Source organism: Burkholderia sp. RF2-non_BP3, assembly GCF_001522185.1.
GTDB classification, from domain to species: Bacteria; Pseudomonadota; Gammaproteobacteria; order Burkholderiales; family Burkholderiaceae; genus Burkholderia; species Burkholderia diffusa.
Window position 1 is genome coordinate 62542 of sequence record NZ_LOSU01000043.1, and the last position, 19128, is coordinate 81669.

Here is a 19128-nt window from a genome sequence, read left to right on the forward strand (position 1 = left end):
CATGCGCCGATATTCCGCTTCCGGCGAGGCCGCGCCGGCTCAGACCGGGCCTCGCAACGACTGGCAGACCATCCGGTCGCTGCTGCCGTACCTGGCCACCTACAAATGGCGCGTCGCGCTCGCGCTCGGCTGCCTGATCGGCGCGAAGGTCGCGAACCTCGGCGTGCCGGTCGTGATGAAGCGCATCGTCGATCATCTGTCGGCGGTGCAGCAACTCACCGCGCTCGGCCGCGCGGAGCAGTCGGCCGGCATCGTGCTGGCGGGCGGCGTCGGCCTGCTGGTCATCGCCTATGCGCTCGTGCGGCTGTCGACGTCGCTCTTCACCGAGCTGCGCGAGATCCTGTTCTCGAAGGTCACCGAGAGCGCGGTGCGCCAGCTCGCGCTGCAGGTGTTCCGGCATCTGCACGGGCTGTCGCTGCGCTTTCATCTCGAGCGCCAGACGGGCGGCATGTCGCGCGACATCGAACGCGGCACGCGCGGCATCCAGCAACTGATTTCCTATTCGCTGTACAGCATCCTGCCGACGCTCGTCGAGGTCGGGCTCGTGCTCGGCTTCTTCGTGGTCAAGTACGAGGCGTACTACGCATACGTGACGTTCGCGGCGCTGGTCACGTACATCGTGTTCACCGTGAAGGTCACCAACTGGCGCACGCACTTTCGCCGCACGATGAACGAACTCGATTCGCGCGCGAACTCGCGGGCGATCGATTCGCTGATCAACTACGAGACGGTGAAGTACTTCGGCAACGAGGAGTGGGAGGCGCAGCGCTACGACGAAAACCTGAAGCGCTACCGCAAGGCCGCGATCCGCTCGCAGAATTCGCTGTCGGTGCTGAACTTCGGCCAGCAGGCGATCATCGGCACCGGGCTCGTGTTCATCCTGTGGCGCGCGACGCAGGGCGTGCTGGCCGGCAAGCTGACGCTCGGCGATCTCGTGCTGATCAACACGTTCATGCTGCAGCTGTACATCCCGCTGAATTTTCTCGGCGTCGTGTATCGCGAACTGAAGCAGAGCCTCACCGACATGGACCGCATGTTCGGACTGCTGTCGGCCGCGAAGGAAGTCGCGGACGCGCCCGACGCGCGACCGCTCGCGGTGGCCGGCGCGCAGGTCCGCTTCGAGCACGTGAACTTCGCGTACGAAGCGTCGCGGCAAATCCTGCACGACGTGACGTTTACGATCGACGCGGGCACGACGACCGCGGTGGTCGGGCACAGCGGGTCAGGCAAGTCGACGCTGTCGCGGCTGCTGTTCCGCTTCTACGATCTCGACCGGCAGGCGGGCGGTGCGATCCGGATCGACGGTCAGGACATTCGCGACGTCACGCAGGACTCGCTGCGTGCATCGATCGGGATCGTGCCGCAGGACACCGTGCTGTTCAACGACTCGATCTACTACAACATCGCGTACGGCCGGCCGACCGCGAGCCGCGACGAAGTGATCGCGGCCGCGCGCGCCGCGCACATCCACGACTTCATCGAGAGCTTGCCGAAGGGCTATGACACGCCGGTCGGCGAGCGCGGGCTGAAGCTGTCGGGCGGCGAGAAGCAGCGCGTCGCGATTGCGCGCACGCTGTTGAAGGATCCGCCGGTGCTGCTGTTCGACGAGGCGACGTCGGCGCTCGATTCGCGCTCGGAGCGCGCGATCCAGCACGAACTCGACCAGATCGCGCGGCACCGCACGACGCTCGTGATCGCGCACCGGCTGTCGACGGTCGTGCATGCGCAGCAGATTCTCGTGATGGACCATGGGCGGATCGTCGAGCGCGGCACGCACGACGAACTCGTGCGCGCGGACGGGCTGTATGCGCAGATGTGGGCGCTGCAGCAGCAGCGCGCGGCGGCGGGCGGGGAAGCGGCCGAGGCCGCGTGAGCGTGGATGCCGCGCCGGGCGGCGCGGGAACGGTCGGTTCAGCGACCGTTCGGCATCGGGCGGCGTTGCGCCGTCACGGCCGGGCGCTCCGGCGCGGCGTGCTCGGCATTTGATTCACGAGCGGCCTGGCGGCGATCGGCCGGGCCGTCATCGGCCTTGCGGGCCCTTGGCCACCGCGCCCTGTGGCTCGACGGCCAGGCCGAGAAACGATCAGCCTGCGGCGGCACGCAGCCGCGCATCCAGTTCGCCCAGTTGCGCGGGCGTGCCGACGTTCTCCCAGATACCTTCATACAATTCGCCGCTCGCGCGGCCGGCCTCGATGGTCGCCTTGAAATACGGCGTCAGCGGCCGGTGCGTGCCGGGCACGATGTCGCGGAACATCCGCGTGTCGTACACGCCGATGCTGCCGAACGTGACGCGCGGGGCGCCGGCGAGCGCCAGCCGGCCGTCGTCGCGGAGCACGAAATCGCCGTCCGGGTGGAACGGCGGGTTCGGCACCATCACGAGATGCATCGCGGGCGCGTCGAGTGCGGCCATCCGCGCGGCGCGGGCGGCAAGCGTCCGGTAGTCGAATGCGCAGTACACGTCGCCCGCGACCGCCGCGAACACCGTCGGCCGGCCGTCGCGCTCGAGCAGCGGCAGCGCTTGCGCGATGCCACCGGCGGTTTCCAGCGCGTCGCCTTCGGCCGAATACGCGAGTCGCACACCCCAGCGCGAGCCGTCGCCGAGCGTTGCCTCGAGCTGTTCGCCGAGCCACGCGTGGTTGATCACGATCGTTTCGATGCCCGCGCGCGCGAGCGCCTCGATCTGCCAGACGATCAGCGGCTTGCCGCCGACTTCGAGCAGCGGCTTCGGGCGGGTGTCGGTCAGCGGGCGCATCCGCTCGCCGCGCCCGGCGGCGAAAATCATCGCCGTGGTCAGGGTAGTGCTCATGTTCGGCTGAATGTGAGGGCGGTCAGAACGTATAGCCGACGTCGGCCGCGCCCTTGCCCTCGAGCTCGTCGAGCAGCTTCGCGAACGGCACGAGCGGGCGGTAGCGCAGCGCGACCTTGCGCGCGTACGCGAGGAAGCGCGGCAGATCGTTCAGGTAATGCGGCTTGCCGTCGCGGTAGTTGATCCGCGCAAACAGGCCGAGGATCTTGATGTGGCGCTGCAGCCCCATCCATTCGAGCTGGCGGTAGAACTCGCCGAAGTCCGGATCGACCGGCAGGCCGGCCTTCTTCGCCTTTTCCCAGTAATACGCGAAGCAGTCGAGCTCGAACTCCTCGTCCCAGCTGATGAACGCGTCGCGCAACAGCGACACGACGTCGTACGTCAGCGGCCCGTACACGGCGTCCTGGAAGTCGAGCACACCGGGGTTCGGTTCGCAGACCATCAGGTTGCGCGGCATGAAATCGCGCAGCATGAAGCCCTGCGGCTGCGCATGGGCGCTCGCGACCAGCAGTGCGAAGGTGCGGTCGAGCGTGCCGCGCATCGCGTCGGTGACGGGCTTGCCGAGGTGCCGGCCGACGAACCATTCGGGCAGCAGCTCCATCTCGCGGCGCAGGAATGCCTCGTCGAACGGCGGCAGCACGTCGGGCTTCGAGCTCAGCTGGAAGCGGATCAGCGCGTCGAGCGCGTCGCGCATCAACGGGCGCGCCGCGACCGGGTCGGCCGGATCGAGCACCGAGATGTACGACGTGCGGCCGAGGTCGGTCACGAGCATGAAGCCCGCGTCGAAATCGTGGGCCAGCACCTCCGGCACGTGGTCGCCGGCCGCGGCGAGCAACTGCGCGACCTGAACGAATTCGCGACATTTCTCGGGCGGCGGCGCGTCGACCGCGACCAGCGAGCCGCCGGGGCGCGTGGCCGACGCGACCCGGAAATAGCGGCGGAAACTGGCGTCCGACGACGCGGGTGCGAGGGTCGACAGGTCGAGGGCGAAGCGCTCGGCGAGCGGGCGCAGCCACGCGGTCAGTGCGTCGAGGCGGGCGTCGGGCTGGGATGCGGCGGATGGGGGTGTCATGAAACTCGGCGGAGGGGGGAACGTCTTGCCATATAATACCCCACGACTTTTTTGACGCGCCCCGCGTCAGCTTCCGCCGTGCAGGCTCGCCGCCTGTCGCGCCGTCCGCCCGATCGCCTCCCCGGTTTGCGCTCAGCCGCAGTCGCGGTGCGACGGCGCGGCCCGCCGCGCGCGAATGTGCCGTGCAGGTGCGGTTGACAAGGGGCGATTCGCCAAACGATAGATGCCGCCCAAACCGCTATTCCCGAATGTCTTCCCCGGTGACGGGGCGCCGCGCAAACGGCGGCTCGCGCTCGCGCTACTGGCCGTGCCCGGCCTCGTGCCGGCCGTGTCGTACGCGCAGCTGTCGGGCGCGGCCGCGCAGCCGCAGCCGCTCGACTCGCCGTGGGACCTGCGTCTCGCCCCGCAGCTCGAGGATCATCCGCTGAAGGACGGCGCGAAGCCGGCCACCTTCGTGATTGCCGACCATACGAGCGGCACGGCCGATCAGGACCTCGCCGCGAAGGGCTCGGCCGAGCTGCGCCGCGGCGACGCGGTCGTGAAGGCCGACGCGATCCACTACGATCAGGATACCGACATGGCCGATGCGTACGGCCAGGTCAAGGTAATCAACGGCGGCACGTCGTTCGCGGGCCCCGAGGCGCATCTGAAGGTCGAGGCGAACCAGGGCTTCATGACGGCGCCGAAGTACCACTTCAACGTGACGGGCGGGTCCGGCAGCGCGGAGCGCGTCGACCTGCTCGACAGCGAGCGCTCGGTGTTCGTCAACGGCACCTACACCGCGTGCCAGTGCTCGACGAACCCCGCGTGGTACATCAAGGGCAGCCGTTTCGACTTCGACACGGGCGCCGACGAAGGCACCGCGCGCAACGGCGTGCTGTTCTTCCAGGGCGTGCCGATCTTCGCGAGCCCGTGGATGACGTTCCCGCTGTCGGGCGAGCGGCGCAGCGGCCTCTTGCCGCCGACGTTCTCGATGAACTCGAACAACGGGTTCGAGCTGACGCTGCCGTACTACTTCAACATCGCGCCGAACCGCGACCTGACGATCACGCCGCGCATCATCTCGCGGCGCGGCGTGCAGACCGAAGCGACGTTCCGCTATCTGTCGCCGTCGTATTCGGGCACGTTTACGGCCAATTACCTGCCCGACGACCGGCTCGCGCACCGCAACCGCTACGCGATCTACTGGCAGCACCAGCAGAACTTCGGCGGCGGTTTCGGCGGCTACGTCTACTACAACAAGGTCTCGGACGATACGTATCCCGAAGACCTTGGGTCGATGAACCAGTTCGTCAACGGGACGCAGACGCTGTACCAGCAGGAAGCCGGCCTCACGTACAACAACGGCCCGTGGTCGGTGCTCGCGCGCTATCAGCACTGGCAGACGCTGCCGCCGTCGATCGCGCCGTACAGCCGCGAACCGCAGTTGAACGTGAAGTACACGAAGTACAACGTCGGCGGCTTCGACTTCGGCGCGGAAGCCGACTATTCCCGGTTCCGCATCACGACCGCCGATGCGACCGAAGGCGACCGCATCGTCTTCAACCCGTACATCGCATACGGCGTGTACGGCCCCGGCTACTTCGTCGTGCCGAAGGTCCAGTATCACTTCGCGTCGTACGACCTGAACTATCTGTCGTCGCGCACGCCGAACAGCCCGAAGCGCTTCACCGAGTCGATTCCGACCGTGAGCTTCGACTCGGGCCTGATCTTCGACCGCTCGGTGCGCCTGTTCGGCCAGGACTTCATCCAGACGCTCGAGCCGCGCCTGTACTACGTGTACACGCCGTATCGCGACCAGTCGAACGCGCCGCTGTTCGACACCGCGGAATCGGACTTCGGCCTCGCGGAGATCTACCAGCCGAACACGTTCGTCGGCAACGACCGGATCGCGGACGCGAACCGGATCACGGCCGGCCTGACGTCGCGCTTCATCGATCCGCGCACGGGCGACGAACGCGCGCGCTTCGTGGTCGCGCAGCAGTACTATTTCGCTGACCAGCGCGTCACGCTGAATTCCGGGCAGAGCGCCGTGCTGGCGCGCCACTCGGACCTGATCGTCGGCGCCGCGCTGAAACTCGGCTCCGGCTTCATGTCGGAGACGGCGTTCCAGTACAACCAGAACAACAACCAGCTCGTGAAGTCGAGCGTCGGTTTCGGTTTCAGCCCGGGCGAGCGCCGCGTGATCAACGTCGGTTACCGCTATACGCGTGCGAACACGACGCTCGACAACCAGCCGATCAACCAGTTCCTGGTGTCCGCGCAATGGCCGCTCACGCGACGCCTGTATGCGATCGGCCGCTTCAACTACGACCTGGCCGCCGACCGGGTCGTCGACGGTCTGCTCGGCTTACAATACGACGCGGATTGCTGGGCGCTCGGAGTCGGTGTCCAGCGGTACGCGAACGGTGTGAACACGTCGGGGCAGCAGAATTCGTCGACGCGAGTCATGATGCAGCTGACGTTGAAGGGGCTGTCGAGCGTCGACAACGGTCTCGTGGCCGCATTCCGCGCCGGGGTGCCGGGCTACACGCCGCTGCCGTCCGCGCCGCCGCCGATGTCCCGCTTCAGCAATTACGAGTAACGCCGGCTTGTCTGCACCGGTCAGCACGATTTCAATGGAGTATCAGTGGCAATGAAGAAAACCCTTCGTTTCGCGGCAGTCGTGTCCAGCCTCGCCGCGTCCGCCGCGCTGCTCGCCGCCGCGCCGGCCGCGGCGCAGGCGCTTGGTTCGCAAGGCGCGCAGCTCGCCGACGAAGTCGTCGCGGTCGTCAACAACGACGTGATCACGGGCCGCGAACTCGACCAGCGCGTCGGCCTGATCTCGCGCCGGCTGCAGCAGCAGAACGCACCCGTGCCGCCGGCCGACCAGCTGCGCGCGCAGGTGCTGAACCAGATGGTGCTCGAACGCATCCAGGTGCAGAAGGCCAAGGACGACGGGATCCGCATCGACGACGCGACCGTGCAGTCCACGCTGCAGCGCCTCGCGCAGGCGAACGGGATGACGCTCGAGCAGTACCGCGCGCGGATCGTGGCGCAAGGCGTGCCCTGGAGCGTGTTCACGAGCGACGCCCGCACCGAGTTGATGCTGTCGAAGCTGCGCGAGCGCGAGGTCGACGGCAAGATCACCGTGTCGGATGCCGAGGTCGCGAACTACATCGCGAGCCAGCGCGGGCCGAACGCATCGCAACAGCAGGACCTGCGCTTCCAGCACATCTTCATCAAGGCACCGACCAACGCGCCGCAGGCCGACATCGAAGCCGCGCAGAAGAAGGCTGAAGCGCTGCTGCAGCAGGCCACGTCGGGCGCCGATTTCGAGAAGCTCGCGAAGAACAATTCGGAAGCGAACGACGCGAAGAAGGGCGGCGATCTCGGCTTCAAGGCGCCGGGCGCGCTGCCGGCCGACGTCGTCGACGCCGCATCGAAGCTGCGCCCGGGCCAGGTCAACCCGACGCTGATCCGCGTGCCGGACGGCTTCGAGATCGTGCGTCTCGTCGACCGCCGCCAGAGCCAGGGCGCGACCGCCGCGGCACCGAAGATCGTCCAGACGCACGTGCGCCACATCCTGTTGCGCGTCGGCGAAGGCAAGTCGGAAGGCCAGGCGCGCCAGCAGTTGCAGGACATCCGCCGCCAGGTCGAGGCGGGCGGCGATTTCGCGAAGTTCGCGCGCACCTACTCGCAGGACGGTTCGGCGTCGCAGGGCGGCGATCTCGGCTGGATCAGCCCGGGCGAGACCGTGCCGGAATTCGAGCGCGCGATGAACAATCTGCAGGACGGCCAGATCAGCCAGCCGATTCGTACCGAGTACGGCTACCACCTGATCCAGGTGATGGAGCGCCGCGAAGCGGAAGGCTCGGTGCAGCAGCAGATGGATATCGCGCGCCAGGCGATCGGCCAGCGCAAGGCCGAGCAGGCGTACGCCGACTGGCTGCGCGAGCTGCGCGATTCGTCGTACGTGCAGTACAAGATCGGCGGCGTCGGCCCGGCGAACTGAGCGAGCTTCGCATGACGGCATCCGCGCTGCAGATCGCGATCACGACCGGCGAACCCGCGGGTGTCGGCCCGGAGCTGACCGTGCAGGCGTTGCAGGATGCCGCGCAGCGCTGGCCGGGCGCGCATTTCACCGTGCTCGGCGACGCCGCGCTGCTCGACGCGCGCGCGGCGGCCGTCGGTGCCGATCGTGCAGTGCTCGCCGGCGGCGGGCCGGTGTCGGTCGAGCACCATCCGCTCGCCGTGCCCGCACGGGCCGGCAAGCTCGATGCGGCCAATGGCCGCTACGTGCTCGCGCTGCTCGATGCCGCGATCGACGGTGCGATGGCGGGCCGGTTCGACGCGATCGTCACCGCACCGCTGCAGAAGAGCACGATCAACGATGCCGGCGTACCGTTTACCGGCCATACCGAATACCTTGCGGAACGCACGCACACGCCGCGCGTCGTGATGATGCTGGCGGGCACCGGCGAGCGGCCGCTGCGCGTCGCGCTCGCGACCACGCACTTGCCGCTGAAGGACGTGTCGGCCGCGCTGACGATCGACGGTCTCGTCGAGACGCTGGCGATCGTCGATCGCGACCTGCGGCGGGACTTCGGCCTCGCCGCGCCGCGCATCCTCGTGACGGGGCTGAACCCTCATGCGGGCGAGAACGGCTATCTCGGGCGCGAGGAGATCGACGTGATCTCGCCGGCGCTCGCGCGCGCGCAAGCGCAGGGCATCGACGCGCGCGGCCCGTATCCGGCCGATACGTTGTTCCAGCCGCGCTATCTCGAGGATGCCGATTGCGTGCTCGCGATGTTCCACGATCAGGGCTTGCCCGTGCTGAAGTATGCGACCTTCGGCGAGGGCATCAACGTCACGCTCGGGCTGCCGATCATCCGCACCTCGGTCGATCACGGCACCGCGCTGGATCTGGCCGGCACGGGCCGTGCGGATCCGGGCAGCATGGTCGCCGCGCTCGACACGGCCGTCACGATGGCGCGCCATCGCCGCGCGGCCTGACGCCCACGGCCCCAGGCCTGACTTCATTCGTCGTATTTTTCGTTTTTCTCAGTCGATGTCGAACAGCAGACAGCACCAAGGCCACTTCGCGCGCAAGCGCTTCGGGCAGAACTTCCTCGTCGATCACGGCGTGATCGACTCGATCGTCGCGACGATCGGCCCCGCGCGCGGCCAGCGAATGGTCGAGATCGGCCCCGGCCTCGGCGCGCTGACCGAGCCGCTGATCGCGCGCCTCGCGACGCCCGAGTCGCCGCTGCATGCGGTCGAGCTCGACCGCGACCTGATCGGGCGCCTGAAGCAGCGCTTCGGCGCACTGCTGGAACTGCACGCGGGCGATGCGCTCGCGTTCGACTTCGGCTCGCTCGCGGCGCCCGGCGACAAGCCGTCGCTGCGGATCGTCGGCAACCTGCCGTACAACATTTCCAGTCCGCTGCTGTTTCACTTGATGACGTTCGCCGGCGTGGTCATCGACCAGCATTTCATGCTGCAGAACGAGGTCGTCGAACGGATGGTCGCGGAGCCAGGCACGAAGGCGTTCTCGCGGCTGTCGGTGATGCTGCAGTACCGCTACGTGATGGACAAGATGCTCGACGTGCCGCCGGAGTCGTTCCAGCCGCCGCCGAAGGTCGATTCGGCGATCGTCCGGATGATTCCGTACGAGCCGCACGAACTGCCGGACGTCGATCCCGTGCTGCTCGGCGAAGTGGTCACGGCAGCGTTCTCGCAGCGTCGGAAGATGCTGCGCAACACGCTCGGCGACTACCGCGAGACGATCGATTTCGACGGGCTCGGCTTCGACCTCGCGCGACGCGCGGAGGATGTGAGCGTGGCCGAATATGTCGGCGTCGCGCAGGCGCTTGCGAAGGTGCGCAAGGCCGCGGAGTAGCAGGACCACGCGGGCAACGCGCGTGGTGCCCGCCGGCTCGAGATTCATGAGGCTGCCCTGACCGGCAGCCTTTTTGTTTTTCCGCGCCGTTCTCGTCGATGCCGGACGGCGTTACGCGCGCCCGCGCGGCGGCGCGTTGACGAGCGCGATCCCGGTCAGCACCAGCGCGGCCGCGGACATGAAGCGCCAGCCGACCGATTCGCCGAGCAGCAGCACGCCGAACGCGACGCCGAACAATGGCGACAGGAACGTGAACACCGACAGCCGCGACGCGCTGTAGCGCGTCAGCAGCCAGAACCATGACAGATAGCTGACGAACGCGACGATCACCGACTGGTATGCGAGGCTCGCGATCGCGATCGGCGTGACCTGCGCGAACGACGTCTGGCCGAGTAGCGCGGCGAGCGCGATCAGCACGACGGCCGACACCGCGAGCTGGTAGAACAGCGTCTTGCTCGCGCTGGCCCGCGCGAGCGACGTCGAACGCACGACGACCGTCGTCGCGGCCCACATCGCGCCGCCGAGGATGCCGAGCGCGTCGCCGGCGAGCCCGGCCAATACCGATGCGCCGGGCGCGCGCGGCTTGAGGAAGCCGTCCGCGAACGCGAGCGCGATGCCGGCGAACGCGAGGCCGACGCCGGCCCACTGGACGCGCTGCAGCCGCTCGCCCGGCGCGAACAGGTGCAGGCCGAGCGCCGTGAAGCACGGGGCCGTGTACAGGAAGATCGCCATGTGCGACGCGCTCGTCAGCGTCAGCCCGAAGAACACGCAGACGAACTCGCCGGCGAACAGCGCACCCGCCGCGATGCCCGCGCCGAGTGTGCCGTCCGCGCGGAACAGCGGCGTGCCGCGCGAGCGGGCCCAGCCCCACAGCAGGAGCGCGGCGATCACCGAGCGCAGCCCGGCCTGGAACATCGGCGGGATCGCCGCGTTCGTGCTCTTGATCGCGACCTGCTGGAAGCCCCAGATCGCGCACAGCAGCAGCATCACACCGATGGCGCGCGTGTCGAGCGCGCGGCGCGCGGGCGTGCCGGCGAGCGCGGTCATCGGCGGACCTCACCGATGCGGCGGGAAGGGGGCACGGACAAGGGCAGCGGCGGACGGAGGTCGTGTCCGGCGCGCTCGATTCGGCGGTTTCGCACGGCAGGCTGTGTGGCTGATTGAGGTGGTGGTCGCGTTCAAGCGGCGGACGGCATGCCCGCTTTTGGTGCGAGGTGGGAGGATGTTACCCGATCGGTGGACTTGCAGGGTGCCGTCGGGTGCGGTGATGACTGCCGCCGCACGGGCATCGGGCTCGCCGTCCGGAAGCCGGTATCGGCCGCCGGCGGACGGGGCGCCGACGGCGGGATTCACCCGACTCCGGTAGAATTCCCGCTTCTGGAAAGTCCCCACAGGAGTACAACACATGCGTTTGCTGCATACGATGCTGCGAGTCGGCGATCTCGACCGCTCGATCAAGTTCTACACCGAATTGCTCGGCATGAAGCTGCTGCGTCGCGAGGATTATCCGGAAGGCAAGTTCACGCTCGCGTTCGTCGGCTATGAAGCGGAAAGCACGGGCACCGTGATCGAGCTGACCCATAACTGGGATACGCCGTCCTATGATCTCGGCAACGGCTTCGGCCATCTCGCGGTGGAAGTCGACGACGCGTACGCGGCCTGCGACAAGATCAAGGCGCAGGGTGGCAAGGTGACCCGCGAAGCGGGTCCGATGAAGCACGGCACGACCGTGATCGCTTTCGTCGAGGATCCGGACGGCTACAAGATCGAGTTCATCCAGAAGAAGGCGCACTGAGCGCGGGATGAGCGGCGCGCGACGCCCGATGGGCGTGGCGGGCAAGGAAAACGGGCGATGCGGAGGAATCCGCATCGCCCGTTTGCATTTTCGGTGCGACGGATCGCGTTACAGCGACGGCAGCAACTCGGGCGGGTGATGCTTGAGCGTGTGCCGCGCTTCGCGGAATTCCGGGAAGATCGATTCGACGGTCTGCCAGAAGGCCGGGCTGTGGTTCATTTCGCGCAGGTGCGACAGCTCGTGCGCGACGACGTAGTCGATGATCGACATCGGGAAGTGGATCAGCCGCCAGTTCAGCCGGATCTTGCCGTCGCTCGAGCAGCTGCCCCAGCGCGTCGCGGCCGACGACAGCGCGTACATCGAATACGTGACGCCGAGCATTTCCGCATAGACGACGAGGCGTTCGCCGAAAATCCGCTTCGCTTCGCCCTGCAGCCAGCCCTGCACGCGATCCTTGATCTGCTGCATGTCGGCTTGCGCGGGCAGCGGCAGCGACAGCCGCTGCGCATCGGTGTCGAAGGCGAGCGCACCGGCGCCGAGCGCGATCGTGATCGTCTTGCCGAGATACGGGAGTTGCGCGCCGTCGCGCCAGTCGATCTGCGGTAGCGCGCGCTGCTCGGTGCGGGTTTTCCACTCCGCGAGCTTCGCGAAGATCCAGCGCTGTTTCTCGGCGATGGCCGCTTCGATGTCGGCGAGCGTGACCCAGCGCGGCGCGGTGATCGACAGCCCGCTGCCGTCGATCGTGAAGCCGATCGTGCGGCGCGCGGAGCGCTTCAGCCGATATTCGAGCACACGGCTGTCGAGTGCGAACGTGCGGACGCGGGAGCGATCGGGCGCGGGGCCCGGATGGAGCGGTGCCGTGGGCACCGCGGGGGCCGTGGCCGCTTCAGGCGGCGAGGGCGGTGCGGCGGGTGCCGGCGATGCCGTCGGCCCGTCGAAGAGCGGCAGATCCATCTGGCGATGATCGAGGGCCACGACGGCAGGCCGTGGCCGCGGACGCTTTTTCATCAGTTCGCTTCGTTTCGTCGTTCGCAACGGCTGCAATCCGGGTGATTCAGACGCGCGCGGCATCGCGCGCGCCGGCATTGCCCGGCTGGCGATAGGCATCGGGATCGATGCGGCGCATTTCCGCTTCGATCCATGCTTCGACCTGCGAGTTCAATACGTCGGGCGTCTTGCCGTCGACGGGAATCGGCTTGCCGATCGACACGGTGACGACGCCCGGGAATTTCGTGAACGAATTGCGTGGCCACACGCGACCTGCATTGTGCGCGATCGGCACGACCGGCGTGCCGGTTTCGATCGCGAAGCGCGCGCCGCCCGTCTTGTACTTGCCCTGCTTGCCGACCGGCGTGCGCGTGCCTTCCGGGAACATGATCATCCAGGCGCCTTCCGACAGGCGCTTCTTGCCCTGACGGATCACCGACGCGAACGCGTTCTTGCCTTCCTTGCGGTTGATGTTGACCATGTGCAGCAGCCCGAGCGCCCAGCCGAAGAACGGCACGTACAGCAGTTCGCGCTTGAACACGTAGCAGAGCGGCTTCGGCATCAGCGCCGGAAACGCGAGCGTCTCCCACGCGGACTGGTGCTTCGACAGCAGCACGGCCGGGCCGTCGGGCAGGTTTTCCATCCCTTCGATCCGGTAGCGGATGCCGTTCAGCCAGCGCACGACCCACAGCGTCGACTTGCACCAGCCGGCCGCCATCCAGTAGCGCGCGTCGGGACGCATGAACGGGAACGCGATGAAGCACGCGGTGGCGTAAGGCACCGTGTACATGATGAAGTAGATCAGCAGCAGCAGGGAGCGGACGAAGCGCATCGGCGTGGGTCTGACAGTTGGGAGGATGCGCGCGGCGGCCGCATCACTCGTGTTCGTGTGAAAGGAAGTCGAGCGCGAATGCGCGCAGATCGTCGTGGACCTTCGTGCCGTCCGGCAGATTGCCCGCGGCGAGCGTCTTCTTGCCCTTGCCGGTCAGCACGAGGTGCGGCTTGAAGCCGACCGCGACGCCGGCCTGCAGGTCGCGCAGCGAATCGCCGACGGCCGGCGTATGACCGGGGTCGACCTCGAAGCGCTCCGCGATCATCTGCATCATGCCGGGCTTCGGCTTGCGGCAGTCGCAGTGGTCTTCCGACACGTGCGGGCAGAAGAACACCGCGTCGATGCGCGCGCCGACGGCGGCCGCCGCGCGATGCATCTTCAGGTGCATCGCGTTGAGCGCGGCCATGTCGAACAGCCCGCGGCCGATGCCGGACTGGTTGGTCGCGACGACCACGCGATAGCCCGCGTGGTTGAGTCGTGCGATCGCCTCGAGGCTGCCGGGCAGCGCGATCCACTCGTCGGGCGTCTTGATGAACGCGTCCGAATCGACGTTGATCACGCCGTCCCGGTCGAGGACGACGAGCTTGCGGTTGGGGCTGGTCGGCATCGTTCGGCCCTTATGCGGCGAGCTTCGAGATGTCGGCGACGCAATTCATCTGCTGATGCAGCGCGGACAGCAGCGCGAGACGGTTCGCGCGCAGCGCGGGGTCCTCGGCGTTGACCATCACGTCGTTGAAGAACGTGTCGACCGGCGCGCGCAGCGCGGCGAGCGCCGACAGCGCGCCCGTGTACGCGCGCGCCTCGAGCTGCGACTGCACGTGCGGCGTCACGGCCGCGAGCTGTTCGTGCAGCGCCTTTTCGGCGGCCTCGACGAGCAGCGTCGGCTGCACCGCACCGTTCGCGCCGCCTTCCGACTTCTTCAGGATGTTCGAGATCCGCTTGTTCGCGGCCGCGAGCGCTTCGGCTTCCGCGAGGCGCGTGAATTCGCGCACCGCGTCGAGGCGCGCGACGAGATCGTCGACGCGCGTCGGGTTCAGGCTCAGCACCGCGTCGACTTCGCCGGCCGTGTAGCCGCGCTCGCGCAGCAGGCCGCGCAGGCGGTCCATGAAGAACGCGAAGATCGCGTCGGTCGATTCCGCGACGCCCGGCACGCCTTCGAAGCGTGCGTGGGCCGTGCGCAGCAGCGACACGAGATCGAGCGGCAACTGCTTCTCGACCAGCAGGCGCAGCACGCCGAGCGCGTGGCGGCGCAGCGCGAACGGATCCTTCTCGCCGGTCGGCGCGAGGCCGATGCCCCAGATGCCGACGATCGTCTCGAGCTTGTCGGCCAGCGCGACGGCGGTGGACACCGGCGTGGTCGGCAGCGCGTCGCCGGAGAAGCGCGGCTGGTAGTGCTCGGCGCAGGCGAGCGCGACGTCGTCGGGTTCACCGTCGTGGCGCGCGTAGTACGTGCCCATCGTGCCCTGCAGTTCCGGGAACTCGCCGACCATGTCGGTCAGCAGGTCGGCCTTCGCGAGGCGCGCGGCGCGCTTCGCGTGCGCGGCGTCGGCGCCGATCGCGGGCGCGATCTCGCCGGCCAGCGCTTCGAGGCGCTCGACGCGCGCGAGCGCCGAACCGAGCTTGTTGTGATAGACGACGTTCGCGAGCAGCGGCACGCGGTCGGCGAGCGGCTTCTTCTTGTCCTGCTCGAAGAAGAACTTCGCGTCGGCGAGGCGCGGGCGCACGACGCGCTCGTTGCCCTCGACGATCTCGCCCGGCGTCTTCGTCTCGATGTTCGACACGATCAGGAAGCGCGAGCGCAGCTTGCCGGCGATGTCGGTCAGCGCGAAATACTTCTGGTTGGTCTGCATCGTGAGGATCAGGCATTCCTGCGGAACCTGCAGGAATTCGTCCTCGAAGCGGCACGGATAGACGACCGGCCATTCGACCAGCGACGTCACTTCGTCGAGCAGCGATTCGGGCATCACGACGGTGTCGCCGTTCGCGTGCTCGTTCAGCTGCGTGCGGATCGTTTCGCGGCGATCGGCGAAGTGCGCGATCACGCGGCCCTTGTCGCGCAGCGTGTCGGCATACGCGCGTGCGTGCTGGATCGCGACGAGGCCGTCGGACAGGAAGCGGTGGCCGAGCGTGGTGTCGCCGGCATCGACGCCGAACGCCGTGACGGGCACGATCCGATCGTCGTGCAGCACGGTCAGGCGGTGCACCGGGCGCACGAACTTCACGTCGGAGCCGTCCGGGCGCTGGTAGGTCATGACCTTCGGGATCGGCAGCTTCTCGAGCGTTTCGTCGAGCGCGGCCTGCAACCCGTCGGCGAGCGTCACGCCGGCGGCCGAGTAGTTGACGAAGAACGCTTCGGCCTTGCCGTCCTGCGCGCGCTCGAGATCGGCGATCGACAGGTTCGGATGGCCGAGCGCCGCGAGCTTCTTCGCGAGCGGGGCGGTCGGCTTGCCTTCGGCGTCGAGCGCGACCGACACGGGCAGGACCTTTTCGCGGACCTGCTTTTCAGGCGCGACGGCGCGCACGTTCTGCACGACGACCGCGAGGCGGCGCGGCGTGGCGTAGCGTTCGAATACGAGGTCGCCTTCGACGAGGTCGCGCGCCGCGAGGCGTTGCGCGAGACCTTCGGCGAATGCGTCGCCGAGGCGCGCGAGGGCCTTCGGCGGCAGCTCTTCGGTCAGCAGTTCGACGAGCAGGGGGGCGGGATGATTGTGCGTCATGTCTGGAATAAATCTCGTCTCGTCAGTCCTGATCGATCTTGCGTTCGACCTTGAGCGGCGGCGCCCATGCCGGCTGGGCGGCGTCCTGGGCGTCGGTGGTGAGGCCCGGCACGCCCGGCGGGTTGCCGAGCATCGGGAAGCCGAGCTTCTCGCGCGAGTCGTAGTAAGCCTGCGCGACGAGACGCGACAGCGCGCGGATGCGGCCGATGTACGCCGCACGTTCCGTCACCGAGATCGCGCCGCGCGCGTCGAGCAGGTTGAACGTGTGGCCGGCCTTCAGCACGAGTTCGTACGCGGGCAGCGCGAGCTGCGCGTCGATCATCTTCTTCGCTTCCGCTTCGTAGCTGTTGAAGAACGTGAACAGCAGGTCAACGTTCGCGTGCTCGAAGTTGTAGGTCGACTGCTCGACCTCGTTCTGGTGGTAGACGTCGCCGTACGACAGGCGGCGCAGCTCGGGGCCGTTCGGGCCCTGCTCTTCCCACTCGGTCCACACGAGGTCGTACACGTTCTCGACCTTCTGCAGGTACATCGCGAGGCGCTCGAGGCCGTAGGTGATCTCGCCGAGCACCGGCTTGCAGTCGAGGCCGCCGACCTGCTGGAAATACGTGAACTGCGTGACTTCCATCCCGTTCAGCCACACTTCCCAGCCGAGGCCCCACGCGCCGAGCGTCGGGTTCTCCCAGTCGTCCTCGACGAAGCGCACGTCGTTCTGCTTCAGGTCGAAGCCGAGCGCTTCCAGCGAGCCGAGGTACAGGTCGAGGATGTTTTCCGGCGCCGGCTTGAGCACGACCTGGTACTGGTAGTAATGCTGCAGGCGGTTCGGGTTCTCGCCGTAGCGGCCGTCCTTCGGGCGGCGCGATGGCTGCACGTAGGCGGCGCGCCACGGCTCGGGGCCGACCGCGCGCAGGAACGTGTGAACGTGCGACGTGCCCGCGCCGACTTCCATGTCGATGGGCTGGAGCAGGGCGCAACCCTGCTTGTCCCAGTAGGACTGCAGCGTCAGGATGATTTGCTGAAACGTAAGCATGAAGAGCCTTCGTGGCGCTGGCGCTCCGTTGCGGGCGGCGCTCCGGGCGGGGCCCGGAGGGTCGGCTCGCGCGGCGGCGCGGCTTGTTAGTGTGCTGAAACGTGCAATTTTACCGGATCGGCGGGCGGATGCGGCCGGAACGCGGACGAAGGGGCTGCCGGCGGTGTTTCGGCGAGCCGTGCGCAGCCTGTGCGCGGGTTGCCGGTATGCGCGGTGCGCTCGTGGCAGCGGCGTCTCGATGCGCTTGTGGCACCGCCTGCCGCGCCGCCTTGCGCGGGCGTTAAGATGCGCGTATCGAAGTGCGCGCGACGCCTGCCGCGCGACCGATTTTCCACTCCGGACCGCATGGACGATTCGAACGACCTCCTCATTCCGCTGATGCCGCCGCTGCTCGCGCTGCTCGGGCAGGCCGCCGACGCGCAAGCGCGCGGCGAGCACGGCGCGCACGCACTCTGGCTCGCCGCCGCCGGCCATTTGCATGCTGTCGACACGGCTGCGCTCTCGCAGCTCACCGTGACGCTCGTCGCACGGCAGCGCACGGCCGACGCGCTCGCGCTGGCCGAGTGCGCGGTGCGCATTCATCCGGACGCCGGTGCCCGTTTCAATCACGGCTACGCACTGCAGATGCTCGGCCGTCACGCGGAGGCCGTCGCGCCGTACCGCGCCGCCTATGCGCTCGATCCGCGCTGGCCGTCGCTGCGCAACAACCTGGCGATCGCGCTGCGGCTGTCGGGCGGCGACCGCCGCGAGGAAATCGCGCTGCTCGACGCAGCCGTGGAAGCCGACCCGCACGACGTGCAGGCGTGGATCAACCTGATCGTCGCGCGGCTCGCGACGCTCGACCTCGACGGCGCGCTCGCCGGTGCGGCGCGGCTTGCGGAGATCGCGCCCGACAATGCGCTCGCGCTGAACAACATCGCGATGGCGATGAAGGAGGCGCAGCGCTGGGACGACGCCGAGCGCTACGCGGCGCGCGCGTGCGAGCTGGCGCCCGACGACGCGTCGTTCCGTTTCAACTTCGCGATCATCCAGCTCGTGCGCAGCAACTACGCGGCCGGCTGGCGCGGCCACGAGGCACGCTGGGACGGCGCCGGCGAGCTGCGCGGCCGCCGGCCGGCGCTGCCCGGCCCGCGCTGGCAGGGCGAGCCGCTCGCGGGCAAGACGCTGCTCGTCTGGGGCGAGCAGGGGCTCGGCGACGTGCTGCAGTTCGCGCGCTTCGTCGCGCCGCTCGCGGAGCGCGTGCACCGCGAGGGCGGCCGGCTCGCGTGGAACACGTTTCCGCAAGTGGGCACGTTGATGCGGCGCAGCCTCGGCTCGCATGCGGACGCATTCAGCGCGGGCGGCGGCGTCGACGAGCTGCCTGCCTTCGACTACGAAGTGCCGCTCATCGGCCTGCCGCTGATGCTCGGGATGGAGACGTCGACGCTCGGCGCGTCGGTGCCGTACCTGCATGCCGATCCGCACGCGCGCGACGCATGGCGGGCGCGGCTCGCGGGCGACGGCCGGCTGAAGGTCGGGCTCGTGTGGACGGGTAGCGCGGGGCACCAGCGCAATCCGTTCCGGCGCGTCGGGCTCGAACGCTATGCCGATGCGTTTCGCGGTATCGACGGCGTCGCGTTCCATTCGCTGCAGCCGGGAGCGGACGCGGATGTCGCCGCGGCGCGCGCGGCCGGTTTCGCGATCGAGGACTTCACCGCCGAACTGAAGAGTTTCGACGATACGGCCGCGTTCATCGGCGCGCTGGATCTGGTGATCACGGTGTGCACGTCGGTCGCGCACTTGTCGGGTGCGCTCGGCGCGCGCACCTGGGTGCTGCTCGACGTGAATCCGCACTGGCCGTGGCTGCTCGAGCGCACCGACAGCCCGTGGTATCCGACCGCGACGCTATACCGCCAGCCGACGTTCGGCGCATGGGCGCCGGTGATGGAAACGCTCGGGCGGGATCTGCGCGGCCTGGCCGCGGACGCGAAGCGGAGCGGCTGAGCGGCCGCCGCCCCGCGTGCGACGGCCG

The 19128-nt window shown here is 68.4% G+C and carries 15 protein-coding genes; 7 read left to right on the forward strand and 8 right to left on the reverse strand.

What is annotated here, in order from left to right:
* Position 1: 1 nt before the first annotated feature.
* Complete coding sequence (locus WS45_RS22205; protein ID WP_059701712.1) at positions 2–1873, forward strand: ABCB family ABC transporter ATP-binding protein/permease; 1872 nt, start codon at positions 2–4, stop codon at positions 1871–1873.
* A gap of 210 nt (positions 1874–2083) precedes the next feature.
* On the opposite strand, the gene murU is transcribed toward WS45_RS22205, so the two are convergent.
* Both murU and WS45_RS22215 read right to left on the reverse strand, forming a co-directional pair.
* On the reverse strand, positions 2084–2806 hold the full coding sequence (gene murU, locus WS45_RS22210) for an N-acetylmuramate alpha-1-phosphate uridylyltransferase MurU (protein ID WP_059701714.1): 723 nt from the start codon (positions 2804–2806) through the stop codon (positions 2084–2086).
* Positions 2807–2828: 22 nt separating this feature from the next.
* Complete coding sequence (locus WS45_RS22215) at positions 2829–3878, reverse strand: aminoglycoside phosphotransferase family protein (protein ID WP_059701716.1); 1050 nt, start codon at positions 3876–3878, stop codon at positions 2829–2831.
* A gap of 223 nt (positions 3879–4101) precedes the next feature.
* Here WS45_RS22215 and WS45_RS22220 point away from each other — a divergent pair, with 223 nt between their 5' ends.
* The 4 genes from WS45_RS22220 to rsmA are packed head-to-tail and all read left to right on the forward strand — an operon-like array spanning position 4102 to position 9759.
* Entirely contained in the window at positions 4102–6462 is a 2361-nt protein-coding gene (locus WS45_RS22220; protein WP_059701717.1) for an LPS-assembly protein LptD, read from the forward strand.
* Between the two features lie 51 nt (positions 6463–6513).
* Complete coding sequence (locus WS45_RS22225; protein ID WP_059528154.1) at positions 6514–7872, forward strand: peptidylprolyl isomerase; 1359 nt, start codon at positions 6514–6516, stop codon at positions 7870–7872.
* Positions 7873–7883: 11 nt separating this feature from the next.
* Positions 7884–8873, forward strand: coding sequence for a 4-hydroxythreonine-4-phosphate dehydrogenase PdxA (gene pdxA / locus WS45_RS22230; RefSeq protein ID WP_059701719.1), 990 nt, complete (start codon positions 7884–7886; stop codon positions 8871–8873).
* Between the two features lie 55 nt (positions 8874–8928).
* Positions 8929–9759, forward strand: a complete 831-nt coding sequence (gene rsmA, locus WS45_RS22235) for a 16S rRNA (adenine(1518)-N(6)/adenine(1519)-N(6))-dimethyltransferase RsmA (protein ID WP_059690644.1) — start codon at positions 8929–8931, stop codon at positions 9757–9759.
* A 111-nt stretch (positions 9760–9870) separates the two neighbouring features.
* On the opposite strand, the gene WS45_RS22240 is transcribed toward rsmA, so the two are convergent.
* Positions 9871–10806: a DMT family transporter gene (locus WS45_RS22240; protein ID WP_059701721.1), complete on the reverse strand. Its 936-nt coding sequence runs from the start codon at positions 10804–10806 to the stop codon at positions 9871–9873.
* A 358-nt stretch (positions 10807–11164) separates the two neighbouring features.
* On the opposite strand from WS45_RS22240, the gene gloA reads away from it, so the two are divergent.
* Positions 11165–11554 (forward strand): lactoylglutathione lyase, encoded by a 390-nt coding sequence (gene gloA, locus WS45_RS22245; RefSeq protein ID WP_011657880.1) that lies wholly within the window; start codon positions 11165–11167, stop codon positions 11552–11554.
* Between the two features lie 108 nt (positions 11555–11662).
* On the opposite strand, the gene WS45_RS22250 is transcribed toward gloA, so the two are convergent.
* The 5 genes from WS45_RS22250 to glyQ are packed head-to-tail and all read right to left on the reverse strand — an operon-like array spanning position 11663 to position 17117.
* Positions 11663–12562: a M48 family metallopeptidase gene (locus WS45_RS22250; RefSeq protein ID WP_059701951.1), complete on the reverse strand. Its 900-nt coding sequence runs from the start codon at positions 12560–12562 to the stop codon at positions 11663–11665.
* 46 nt (positions 12563–12608) lie between these two features.
* The gene (locus WS45_RS22255) at positions 12609–13373 is read right to left on the reverse strand and encodes a lysophospholipid acyltransferase family protein (RefSeq protein ID WP_059701724.1); all 765 of its coding nucleotides are present in this window, start codon (positions 13371–13373) and stop codon (positions 12609–12611) included.
* Positions 13374–13416: 43 nt separating this feature from the next.
* Positions 13417–13980 carry a D-glycero-beta-D-manno-heptose 1,7-bisphosphate 7-phosphatase gene (gmhB, locus tag WS45_RS22260; RefSeq protein ID WP_059528142.1) on the reverse strand — a complete coding sequence of 188 codons (564 nt, stop codon included), beginning with the start codon at positions 13978–13980 and terminating at the stop codon, positions 13417–13419.
* A 10-nt stretch (positions 13981–13990) separates the two neighbouring features.
* Positions 13991–16090, reverse strand: coding sequence for a glycine--tRNA ligase subunit beta (gene glyS, locus WS45_RS22265; RefSeq protein ID WP_059701726.1), 2100 nt, complete (start codon positions 16088–16090; stop codon positions 13991–13993).
* A 22-nt stretch (positions 16091–16112) separates the two neighbouring features.
* On the reverse strand, positions 16113–17117 hold the full coding sequence (gene glyQ, locus WS45_RS22270) for a glycine--tRNA ligase subunit alpha (protein ID WP_080294533.1): 1005 nt from the start codon (positions 17115–17117) through the stop codon (positions 16113–16115).
* A 345-nt stretch (positions 17118–17462) separates the two neighbouring features.
* Here glyQ and WS45_RS22275 point away from each other — a divergent pair, with 345 nt between their 5' ends.
* Positions 17463–19100 carry a hypothetical protein gene (locus WS45_RS22275; protein ID WP_059701728.1) on the forward strand — a complete coding sequence of 546 codons (1638 nt, stop codon included), beginning with the start codon at positions 17463–17465 and terminating at the stop codon, positions 19098–19100.
* The last annotated feature ends 28 nt before the right edge of the window (positions 19101–19128 follow it).

Bases quoted from the DNA above. Each gene is read 5' to 3' on its own strand.
- WS45_RS22205 (WP_059701712.1), top strand. From the start codon at position 2: ATGCGCCGATATTCCGCTTCCGGCGAGGCCGCGCCGGCTCAGACCGGG.
- murU (WP_059701714.1), bottom strand. From the start codon at position 2,806: ATGAGCACTACCCTGACCACGGCGATGATTTTCGCCGCCGGGCGCGGC.
- WS45_RS22215 (WP_059701716.1), bottom strand. From the start codon at position 3,878: ATGACACCCCCATCCGCCGCATCCCAGCCCGACGCCCGCCTCGACGCA.
- WS45_RS22220 (WP_059701717.1), top strand. From the start codon at position 4,102: ATGCCGCCCAAACCGCTATTCCCGAATGTCTTCCCCGGTGACGGGGCG.
- WS45_RS22225 (WP_059528154.1), top strand. From the start codon at position 6,514: ATGAAGAAAACCCTTCGTTTCGCGGCAGTCGTGTCCAGCCTCGCCGCG.
- pdxA (WP_059701719.1), top strand. From the start codon at position 7,884: ATGACGGCATCCGCGCTGCAGATCGCGATCACGACCGGCGAACCCGCG.
- rsmA (WP_059690644.1), top strand. From the start codon at position 8,929: ATGTCGAACAGCAGACAGCACCAAGGCCACTTCGCGCGCAAGCGCTTC.
- WS45_RS22240 (WP_059701721.1), bottom strand. From the start codon at position 10,806: ATGACCGCGCTCGCCGGCACGCCCGCGCGCCGCGCGCTCGACACGCGC.
- gloA (WP_011657880.1), top strand. From the start codon at position 11,165: ATGCGTTTGCTGCATACGATGCTGCGAGTCGGCGATCTCGACCGCTCG.
- WS45_RS22250 (WP_059701951.1), bottom strand. From the start codon at position 12,562: ATGAAAAAGCGTCCGCGGCCACGGCCTGCCGTCGTGGCCCTCGATCAT.
- WS45_RS22255 (WP_059701724.1), bottom strand. From the start codon at position 13,373: ATGCGCTTCGTCCGCTCCCTGCTGCTGCTGATCTACTTCATCATGTAC.
- gmhB (WP_059528142.1), bottom strand. From the start codon at position 13,980: ATGCCGACCAGCCCCAACCGCAAGCTCGTCGTCCTCGACCGGGACGGC.
- glyS (WP_059701726.1), bottom strand. From the start codon at position 16,090: ATGACGCACAATCATCCCGCCCCCCTGCTCGTCGAACTGCTGACCGAA.
- glyQ (WP_080294533.1), bottom strand. From the start codon at position 17,117: ATGCTTACGTTTCAGCAAATCATCCTGACGCTGCAGTCCTACTGGGAC.
- WS45_RS22275 (WP_059701728.1), top strand. From the start codon at position 17,463: ATGGACGATTCGAACGACCTCCTCATTCCGCTGATGCCGCCGCTGCTC.